This window comes from Corynebacterium ulceribovis DSM 45146, from assembly GCF_000372445.1.
Taxonomy (GTDB): Bacteria; Actinomycetota; Actinomycetes; order Mycobacteriales; family Mycobacteriaceae; genus Corynebacterium; species Corynebacterium ulceribovis.
Map to the genome: position 1 here is coordinate 173,827 of NZ_AQUY01000004.1, position 9,517 is coordinate 183,343.

The 9,517-nt window shown below is 58.9% G+C and carries 10 protein-coding genes and 2 tRNA genes; 10 read left to right on the plus strand and 2 right to left on the minus strand.

Annotation, left to right across the window (positions count from 1 at the left end):
• The first annotated feature begins 6 nt into the window (after window positions 1-6).
• A tRNA-Arg gene (locus A3EC_RS0110655) sits at window positions 7-79 on the plus strand.
• Between the two features lie 112 nt (window positions 80-191).
• On the opposite strand, the gene A3EC_RS0110660 is transcribed toward A3EC_RS0110655, so the two are convergent.
• Window positions 192-1,376, minus strand: coding sequence for an IS1249 family transposase (locus tag A3EC_RS0110660; RefSeq protein ID WP_018025175.1), 1,185 nt, complete (start codon window positions 1,374-1,376; stop codon window positions 192-194).
• A 479-nt stretch (window positions 1,377-1,855) separates the two neighbouring features.
• Between A3EC_RS0110660 and A3EC_RS12985 the strand changes: the two genes are divergently transcribed.
• From A3EC_RS12985 to A3EC_RS0110680, 4 genes are all read left to right on the plus strand, one after another.
• A complete protein-coding gene (locus A3EC_RS12985) occupies window positions 1,856-1,999 on the plus strand; it encodes a hypothetical protein (protein ID WP_018025176.1) in 144 nt (47 codons plus the stop codon).
• 47 nt (window positions 2,000-2,046) lie between these two features.
• On the plus strand, window positions 2,047-2,523 hold the full coding sequence (locus A3EC_RS12210) for a class C sortase (RefSeq protein ID WP_018025177.1): 477 nt from the start codon (window positions 2,047-2,049) through the stop codon (window positions 2,521-2,523).
• Between the two features lie 103 nt (window positions 2,524-2,626).
• Entirely contained in the window at window positions 2,627-2,818 is a 192-nt protein-coding gene (locus tag A3EC_RS0110675; protein ID WP_018025178.1) for a CsbD family protein, read from the plus strand.
• A 6-nt stretch (window positions 2,819-2,824) separates the two neighbouring features.
• On the plus strand, window positions 2,825-3,805 hold the full coding sequence (locus A3EC_RS0110680) for an LLM class flavin-dependent oxidoreductase (protein ID WP_018025179.1): 981 nt from the start codon (window positions 2,825-2,827) through the stop codon (window positions 3,803-3,805).
• A 28-nt stretch (window positions 3,806-3,833) separates the two neighbouring features.
• On the opposite strand, the gene A3EC_RS0110685 is transcribed toward A3EC_RS0110680, so the two are convergent.
• Window positions 3,834-4,853 (minus strand): prephenate dehydrogenase, encoded by a 1,020-nt coding sequence (locus A3EC_RS0110685; RefSeq protein WP_018025180.1) that lies wholly within the window; start codon window positions 4,851-4,853, stop codon window positions 3,834-3,836.
• 48 nt (window positions 4,854-4,901) lie between these two features.
• On the opposite strand from A3EC_RS0110685, the gene A3EC_RS0110690 reads away from it, so the two are divergent.
• The 5 genes from A3EC_RS0110690 to A3EC_RS0110710 form a co-directional block, all read left to right on the plus strand.
• Complete coding sequence (locus A3EC_RS0110690) at window positions 4,902-5,465, plus strand: tRNA adenosine deaminase-associated protein (protein ID WP_018025181.1); 564 nt, start codon at window positions 4,902-4,904, stop codon at window positions 5,463-5,465.
• Window positions 5,466-5,471: 6 nt separating this feature from the next.
• Window positions 5,472-5,966, plus strand: a complete 495-nt coding sequence (tadA, locus tag A3EC_RS0110695) for a tRNA adenosine(34) deaminase TadA (protein WP_018025182.1) — start codon at window positions 5,472-5,474, stop codon at window positions 5,964-5,966.
• Window positions 5,967-6,037: 71 nt separating this feature from the next.
• A tRNA-Ser gene (locus A3EC_RS0110700) sits at window positions 6,038-6,125 on the plus strand.
• 141 nt (window positions 6,126-6,266) lie between these two features.
• Window positions 6,267-8,777, plus strand: coding sequence for an MMPL family transporter (locus A3EC_RS0110705; protein ID WP_018025183.1), 2,511 nt, complete (start codon window positions 6,267-6,269; stop codon window positions 8,775-8,777).
• Window positions 8,767-9,517 (plus strand): tRNA-guanine transglycosylase (locus tag A3EC_RS0110710; RefSeq protein ID WP_018025184.1); only part of this gene is annotated, 751 nt, incomplete at its 3' end. The genes A3EC_RS0110705 and A3EC_RS0110710, both read left to right, overlap by 11 nt.

A 9,517-nucleotide genomic window follows, 5' to 3' on the forward strand; every position in this document is an offset into this window, starting at 1 on the left:
GAGCATGCGCCCGTAGCTCAACGGATAGAGCATCTGACTACGGATCAGAAGGTTGGGGGTTCGAATCCCTCCGGGCGCACAAACTGAATCCCGCTGCCAGCAGTTATGCAAAGGTGGCGGGGTTCTTTTTTGTTGGGTTTCGCAATTTCGGGTTAAGTAAAGAAAGTGTGTCTTTTTCGGGCGTGTCTCGGTTATCTAACCCAGCCCTGTTGGATGCCGAGGCTGTGCTGGTAGCTGGTGTCGATGGCGGTATCGTATTCTGCTGGTGCGCCGGTGTCGTTGGTAGCGGCAGTGGTGTCGTGGGTGATCAGGTCTGTTGCTGTGGAAAGTGCGGTTTGACCCCATCGTTGGTCCCTGGCGATTCGTACTGGATCGTCAGGGACTTCTGTATGTAGGTAGAGCCACCAGTCCATGACGGTGCGTTGATGGGGGATTGACAATCCGCGGTGGCGGCGGGCCAGCTCTTTTAGTGGAGCATTGATACCGCCTTCGAGACAGTTTGTTGTCGCTGCTAGCTTGTCGGGTTCTGTGGTTCCTGGTGGTGGTTGCAGATAGGTAAAGAGCAGGTCCCGGCGGTGGAGAGAGAGTAAAGACTGGTATGCCGCTCGGACACGGTAGTGCGTGTAGACCGTGGTGTAGGCGCCGGTGGCGGGGTCTTTGGTGGTGGTTTGCTCGTTCATCCAGGCTCGGTAGGTGTGGTCGAAGTCGTGGAGGTGCCTGACCCAGTTTGCTGCCTGGTTGAGGTCTGTGATTCGGGTGAGTTGCAGGGCGAGGCGGTAGAGCGTTTTACCTGCGGTGGTGCGTGGTTTGCTGGTGGTGTTGCGGCGGACTGTTCGTTGGGCGTGGACCAGGCAGCGTTGGATTTTGGTGGTGGGCCAGCAGCGGTAGATGGTTGATTGTGCGCCTTGTCCGCCGTCGATGACGGCGATGAGGGGTGCGGGGATGGGGCGTAGTAGTTCGGTGTAGGCGGCGGTGGTTTCGCTTCTGGCCCAGGACCAGTTGATGACGTGGGTGCGGCTGGCTGCGATGAGGAGGCATCCGCTGCCGAGGTAGGTCGCGTCGAGGAAGATTTGGTCGTAGACGCGCCAGGAATCGATGGCGGGGGTGGGCAGGATCCACCAGCACCAGTGGAATCGGTGGTGCATGGTTTGCTTGGTCACGCCGTGGTTCGCAGCGATGGCTGCTAGTGGTTGGGTGCCTGTGATCCAGCTGATGAAGCAGGTCATTGTGGCGGTGTTGGTGTGGGTGGTTTGGGTGGTGCGGGTGAAGGAGTGTCCGCAGGTGGTGCAGCGCCAGCGGGTGGTTTGTTTGCTGGTGGTGCCGTTTTTCTTGGTTGTGCTGTCGCAGAGCGGGCAGCGGGGTCGGTTGGTGGTCATCCTTCTTATCCAACCGGTGTGGTGTTAGCACGTTTGTGGTTGGAGGTGTGGGATGGTGTAGTCAATAGCTGTGTGGGAGCTATTTATTGGGGAATTAGGTGTGCTGAGCTGGGGTTATGGTCGCGTGCGGACACACTTTTCTTTACTTAACCCCAATTTCCCGCTTTTATCCCGCTAATTGAAAAATCTTTCGCCTCGCGCCCGGTTCCAGTTAGCAGTGCTTGCAGGGCATCACTCACATTGACCACAACACTTCCACGATTCACATGCGCCCTGATGGCGATAAGTGTGAATGCGATCCCAAACCAGCAGGTTAATTGTGGTAGTAGTTTGCTACTGCAGAAAGCGGCGGGCTAGCTTGTGAATAACTTAAGTCTGCTACTGGCGTGTTGCCGGACAAGGTGGCCCGCGGAGGATTGAGCCGAATCGGTGAATCCACGAGGCTTTGGGTTCTCATGTTTTTCGTTCAGGAGTGTGTCGTGACGACCATTGTGCGCCGGTTTTGCGTAGCACTTTTCGTATTTGCGCTTGTTGTTGGTGTGCTGTCGGTCGCCGGTCCGCTGCCCGCCGCGTTGGCGCAGGATGCCGATGATGCCATCGCCGACGTTGTGCCGGCTCCCTAGTTGACCCATACATCGGCGCCGACCCGGACGAAATCGGTCGCACCCCGTTGTTCAAGGCGTATGAGCAGTTACTGCGGGTCACCGGCATTGATGCCATCGGCACCTCCATGCCCGTCGGCGGCCCATCGACCCACTCGGTGCTGACAGCCCATTCCGGCATGTCAAAAGCCAAGCTTTTCACCCCGCTACTCAAAGCCGAAGTCGGCGACGTTTTCTCCGTGCATGTGCTCGGCGAAGAGCTTTACTATCGCGTCGAATCCCTCGACACAGTCGAGGCAGACAAATTCGTGGACCTGCAAGTCCGCGACGGCGAAGACCTAGTCACCTTGTTCACGTGCACCCCAACTGGCGTCAATACGCACCGTTTTATGGTCCACGCCAAGCGCATCTCCAAGGAAGAAGCCGCTGGTGACGGGGCGCTCGCCGGCCATGACGGTCCCGGTTTCCCATGGTGGTTGGTGTGGGCGCTGCTCGGGTTGGCTGTCGTCGCGTTCCTGTTGTTCCGGCCAGACCGCCGCGAGTAACGCTTTCATAAAGTCCTGGCATAACCCAGATTTCGTCCCTACCGTGGGTGTCAGAAGCATTCATCCGAATGTCTCTCCATCCAGAAAGGGAAGAGGAGTAATCATGGGTGACTTTAAGAACAAGGCTGAAGAACTAGGCGGCAAGGCAAAGGAAGCTGCCGGTAAGGCAACTGACAACGAGCGCCTTGAGAACGAAGGCAAGGGCGACCAGGTCAAGGCCGACGCCAAGCAGGGCGTAGAAGATGCCAAGGACCGCGCCACCGAAACCCTCGGCAAGCTCAAGGACGACGAGTAACCGAACGTGATTCCCGCACATTCTCTGCTGGACCTAGCGACCATCGGCAAAGGTGAATCTCACGCCGAAGCCCTGCAAGGCAGCGTTGAGTACGCCCGCGTCGCTGAACAGAGTGGTTACGAGCGTATTTGGTACGCAGAGCATCACAATATGCGTGCCATCGCTTCGTCCGCGCCGGCAGTGCTGATTGCACATATCGCCGCTCACACCGACCACATCAAACTCGGTGCGGGCGGCGTCATGCTGCCTAATCACGCACCCTTGACGGTCGCTGAACAGTTCGGCACCCTGGCGAATCTGCACCCAGGCCGCATTGAGTTGGGGTTGGGTAGAGCGCCCGGCACCGACCCCATCACCCTGCGTGCTTTGCGACGAGATGAGCGGGCAGCCGAGAACTTCCCCGAAGATGTCTTAGAGCTGCAGGGCTACCTCAGCGGAAACACCCGGATCCGCGGGATTCATGCGATCCCAGGTAGCGGCACCAATGTGCCGCTGTACATCCTTGGATCGTCGCTATTTGGTGCCTCGTTGGCGGCAAAACTTGGACTGCCCTATGCCTTCGCTTCGCATTTCGCCCCAGACATGATGGTGGCGGCAATTAATCACTATCGCGAGAATTTCGAGCCATCGGAACAGCTGGATAAGCCACGGGCCATGGCGGCGGTGAACGTCATTGCGGCGGACACGACGGAGCTGGCTGAAGACCAGCTGCATCGGGTGCGTAAAGCGCGGCTGGCGATGCTGCTGTCGCAGGGCGACCGAGTCATTACGGACTATGAAGCTGAAATGCTGCTGGATACACCACAAGGCCAAGCAATTACCTCGCGGTTTAACCAGAGAGCTGTGGGCACACCGCAGCAGGTACGCACCCAGCTCGATGAGTTCGCGCAGCGTTCCGGCGCAGATGAGCTCATCCTGTGCCATACTTCTGCCTCCGTGGAAGAGCGGCTCACTTCCCTGAAACTGACAGCAGAAGCACTGGACTAGGGCGGTGCTGGACTAGGGCGTCTCTTGACTAGAAAATCTCGATGCGGGCGCCCATTTCCTCTGCCTGCACGAGGTGGTGCATCCAGCCCTTTTCGCCTGGCCGGAAGCGAATAATCGGCCGGTTCGACGCGGTTGCACCCAGCCCCACGTTCTGGCGCTTGCCAGCTCGGACGTCGTAGCGCACCCGCGAGCGGTAACCCGCCTCTGCCAAATCCTGCACCGACCGTTCTGGCCCAGCCAGCGTTGCACGGGTATCGGTCAGCAATTCCAAGGCCTCATCCAGCGCGACTAGCAAGGCCTCTCGGTTGCCTTCGCACATGGCTCGCACGAGCGACGGCTGGGTGCCTGCCACCCGAGTCCCATCCCGGAAGGAACCTGCCGCCAGCGACAACGCCAACGCGCCACCATTGTCACCAACGATCGACAAGGATTCCGCCAACAAATGCGGCAGGTGACTAATCCGAGCCACTGCAGAGTCATGCGTACGACTCCGCGACGGCACTACTTCCGCGCCCACTAAAAACGCCATCCGCGCGACTTCAACCCAGCGGTCAGACCAGTCATCCGACGGGATCTGACCGTTCTTCTCCGCGTGGTCGTACGTGATCACCCACACCGCTCCGTCAAAAAGCCCCTCCTGGGCGGCGGACCAACCGGAATCGGCGGTGCCAGCCATTGGGTGGCCGCCAACGTAAAAGTCCTGCATGCCGCGGGCCTGCACCTGCTCCCACACCGGGGTCTTCACGCTGACGACATCAGTGAAAGTACAGGTCGGGGCGTACTCTTGGATGGCATCCAGCATGGCTTCGACCGCCGGGAGCGGGGTAGCGATGACGATGATGGCGTTTTCTTCCTGCGTCCGCCGCAACACCTCAGGCAGGTCGCCGGAAACGTCAAAGCCCTCATCGACCGCCTCCTGCACCTTCGATGGTGAACGATTCCAGCCAAAGGCCTGCACATCGGCGGCGCGGAGATCGCGCAGCAGCGAACCGCCGATGAGGCCAAGACCGAGGATGCAGACAGGAGAAGAAGGTGCAGAAATGTTCACGCCTCTAAGTATGCACTTTCGGCAAACAGCGGACTAGGGTTACTAGGCATGTCCCACATTCCAGCTGGTTCTCAAGCTGATACCGACCGATACGACGACGAATCGGACGATAATACCTACGCGGTCTCTGTCACCCGACAGGACGGCAATTGGCTAGTGCGCGAGCTGCCCGACGCAAGCTTCGACAGCCTCGACAAAACGCTGCGTGCGCTGCGTTCCCAAAGCACCGACCAGCCGATCTTCGGGCTGTTCAACATCGACGATGACTACTTTGTCATCGTGCGTCCCGTCCCCGGCGGCGTCAACACCCTGGTCAGTGATGCCTCCGCGTTCCTGTCCGATGACCTAGTCTCTGATTGCCTGGATGAATCCGGCATAGACCTGGACTCCCTGGAAGACGAAATCGGTGACTCCGACGATGTTGAACCATGGGCCGAAGGTGAATGGGAACTGCTCGCTGACCTTGGCTATTCGGAAGAATCCCTCAGCATCCTCATCGACTCCGATGACCTGTGGGCCAGTGAACAACTCGCTTGCCTCGCCGCAGACATGGGCTTCGATGAAGAGCTCGCCGACGTCACCGGCGTTGATCCCGCTGGCTGCGACCACTAACCGTCGATGTGCCACCCTGAGCCTGTTTTGCCGCGTCCAGAACCAGAGCTGCGCGATGAAGCCCTCATCCGCCTGGCCATCGCTGAGGCGAAAGCCGCCGCACCCGGCGATATTCCGGTCGGCGCGATCATCGCAGCTCCCGACGGCACTATTCTGGCGCGGGCAAGTAATCGTCGCGAAGCAGATGCCGACCCCACCGCCCACGCCGAAGTCCTTGCCCTGCGGGCCGCAACCACCGCCCACGCCGACGGATGGCGCCTGGAGGACTGCACCCTCGCCGTCACCCTAGAACCCTGCACCATGTGCGCCGGGGCAGCGGTCGGCGCGCGCATCGGCCGCATCGTCTTCGGCGCCTGGGAACCTAAAACCGGCGCATGCGGGTCGCTTTTTGACGTTGTCCGCGACCCTCGGATGCTGTACCGACCAGAAGTACGCGGCGGTGTACTCGCCGACGAATGCGCAGCATTGCTCACCGAATTCTTTGTCGACCGACGCGGGTAAAACATCGGGTGTGCCGGGCAATTTGGTGCGCAGTGTGCCGGACACGTACAGTGGTAACGCTGTATAGCGCTGGTGGCGTGTCCGAGCGGCCGAAGGTGAAGCACTCGAAATGCTTTGTACGGTTACCCCGTACCGAGGGTTCAAATCCCTCCGCCACCGCCCAGATTGCAACCCCCGTTCTGAGTTAATTCGGAGCGGGGGTTGTATTTATATTTGCGTATAATTGGCGGGGATTGCCCGGCACATGCCATGACAACAAAATCTGGCGGGGCAGTAGCGGTGCGAACTGGAGGTTTTCTCGTGGCCGAATTACTTTTCCGAGTGGGCAAATGGTCATTTGTTCATAAATGGGTCACGATTGCGATTTGGCTAGTGCTCCTCGGCGGTACCGCCGCTGGCTCCCTGACCATGCAAAAGGGCTTCTCCAGTGAGTTTGTGGTGCCGGGTATGCCGTCAGCGCAGGCTGCACACATGTTCAACGACACTTTTCCAGACCAGCCAAACCCAGTGAACACGATGTCGGCGAACATCATCGTGAAGGCGCCGGAGGGGGAAACGCTCGCCGACCCGAAGAATAAGGCCGTGGTCGACGAGATGATTGCGTCGATTAAAGACAACGCGCCGGGTCTGAAAGACACTGAACGCATGGTCAACCCGGTGGATATGTACCCGGAAATGACCCGCATCATTGTTGAAGAAGGCACCAAGTCCGGCATGTCCAAGGAGCAGGCGCAGGCTAATGCCAAGGCAGTGTCGGTGCTCAATGAAGATAAAACTGTCGGTACCTTCACGTTCTCCGCGCATGGCACGAACACTGGTGAGCTGGACTCGGAATTCCACCCAACCGTGATGGAAGTGCTGCAAGAGGCACGCGACCAAGGTTTGCAGGCAGAAGCTTATGGCCCTGCGATGGAAGACCCAATCACAGTGGAAGGCACCACTGAAGCCATCGGTTTGTTGGTGGCGTTCATTGTGCTGGCCATTACCTTCGGTTCGCTGGTCGCAGCAGGCTTGCCGCTGCTGACCGCAGTGGTTGGTGTTGGTATCGGCGCGCTCATGGTGGTGTGGCTGACCGCCTTCCAAGACGTCAACAACGTCACCCCAACTATGGCTGTGATGCTGGGCTTGGCAGTTGGTATCGACTACGCCCTGTTCATCGTATCGCGCTACCGCTCCGAGCTAGCGAACGGGCTGGACCAACGAACAGCCATTGGTATGGCTACCGGTACGGCCGGTTCTGCGGTGGTGTTTGCCGGTATGACCGTGATCATTGCGCTGGTCGCACTGGCTATTGCTGATATCCCATTCCTGTCATTGATGGGGTACACCGCTGCCTTCACCGTGTTTGTCGCAGTGCTGGTATCGCTGACGCTGGTGCCTGCTGCTTTGGGAGCGATGGGCCGGTTCGCCTTTGCGGGCAAGATTCCGCTGATTGCCGGTAACCCATGGAAGGGCAATGTCCGTCGGCCGCGCCGCAATAAAACGATGGGGCGCCGCTGGGTGGAGCGGGTACAGAAAGCTCCAGCTTTCTTCCTTATTGGGGCGACTGTCATTCTGTTGGCACTGACCTGGCCAGTGACGCACCTGACCATGTCGTTGCCATCGGATGCCAGTGCCGAATACGGCAGCACCCAACGCAACGCAGTTGAACTGTTGGGCGAAAGCTTCGGCGAAGGCCGAGATGCCCAGATGATGCTGGTGCTCAATGCGGAGAATGTGAACGAGGATTCACGAGCATTGGCGCCGCTGATGGCGGCCATCACCCAGGACGGCACCTCGAAGGAAGAGGCGGCACCGAAAGCCGCGATCGCGTACACCATCAGCCAGATGTCGAACAACGCGGGCATCGAGAATGTGCAGCCAGTGTTCCTGCGTGATGACGGAAAAGCCGCACAATTGGTGATCACACCAACCAAGGGGTCGCTGGCGCCGGAAACCAATGAGGCGATTCAGGCACTGCGGATTCAGCAGGACCAGATCCAGGAAGCAACTGGTGTGGAGCTAGGCCTGACGGGTCTAGTGCCCATCAAAATTGACGTGACGGACAAACTGGCAGCCGCCATGCCGCTGTACCTCAGCGTGGTTGTTGGTCTGGCAATTGTGTTGCTGATGATTGTGTTCCGCTCCATCGCTATCCCAGTGACCGCAGCCGCAGGCTTCCTGCTATCTGTCGGCGCAGCCTTTGGCATGACCGTGGCGTTCTGGCAGGACGGGCTGTGGGGCATCGTCCCAACGCCAGGCCCAATCATTGCCTTCATGCCAATCTTCCTCATTGGTGTGACCTTCGGTTTGGCGATGGACTACCAAGTGTTCCTCGTGTCCAGAATGCGGGAGCATTTCACGCACAGCGGTGGCAAACCGTCCGGAATGACGAAGTACAACGCATCCGAAGAGTCGGTTATTCAGGGCTTTTCGGAAGGTGCCCGTGTCGTGACCGCAGCAGCGCTCATCATGGTGACCGTGTTTGTGGCCTTCATGGGCCAGCCACTGCCATTCATTAAGACCTTCGGGTTCGCGTTGGGTCTCGGTATTTTCTTTGACGCTTTCTTTGTCCGCATGACATTCATCCCAGCAGCCATGTTCCTGATGGGCCGGGTGAACTGGTGGATGCCGAAGTTCCTGAACAAGATTCTGCCGAACCTGGACGTGGAAGGTTCCGCGCTGCAAAGCAAGGTGGACTACAAGGCTGCGGCGCGCCGGAAGAAACAGGAACCGGCCATGGTCGGCGCCGGTGAGAATGATCCAACCCACATGGGCGACCAAGAATTCGACCTCCCAACTGACCCAACCCAGAAACCGAATGACGACTAAACCAGACCTTTCTTTCAAGATTTCCGCCCGTATGGACGGCGATCTTGGCCGCGCCGGCACCATTTCCACTCCGCACGGCGACATTCACACCCCGGCGTTCATCCCGGTGGGCACCAAAGCCACTGTCAAGGCGATGACTCCGGACTTTGTCCGGAAAACGGGTGCCGAAGCCATCCTCGGTAACGCATACCACCTCTATTTGCAGCCAGGGCCGGAGATCGTCGACAAGGCTGGCGGGCTCGCGGCCTTCGCGAACTGGCATGGCCCGACTTACACCGACTCCGGTGGCTTCCAGGTGCTTTCCCTTGGTTCGGGGTTCAAAAAGGTCCTGGCGATGGACACTGCTGGGCTGTCCCGCAACGACATTAAGGCCGCCGAAAAAGAGCGGATGGCGATGGTNGANGACGANGGCGTGAACTTCAAGTCCTTCATNGATGGNTCNAANCACCGCTTCACNCCGGAGTTTTCCATGCAGATTCAGCATCAGCTNGGCGCGGATATCATGTTTGCTTTCGACGAGCTGACCACCCTGGTGGAAACGAAGGATTACCAGGTCGAGTCGGTGGAACGTACCCGTGGCTGGGCTAACCGNTGNTTGGCGGAACATAACCGGTTGACGGAACAACGCGTCGATAAGCCCCTGCAATCGCTGTGGGGTGTGGTGCAGGGCGCACAATACGAAGATTTACGGCGCCAAGCCGTACGGGGTTTGGTTGCGCTTTCCGACGAATATGAGGCCG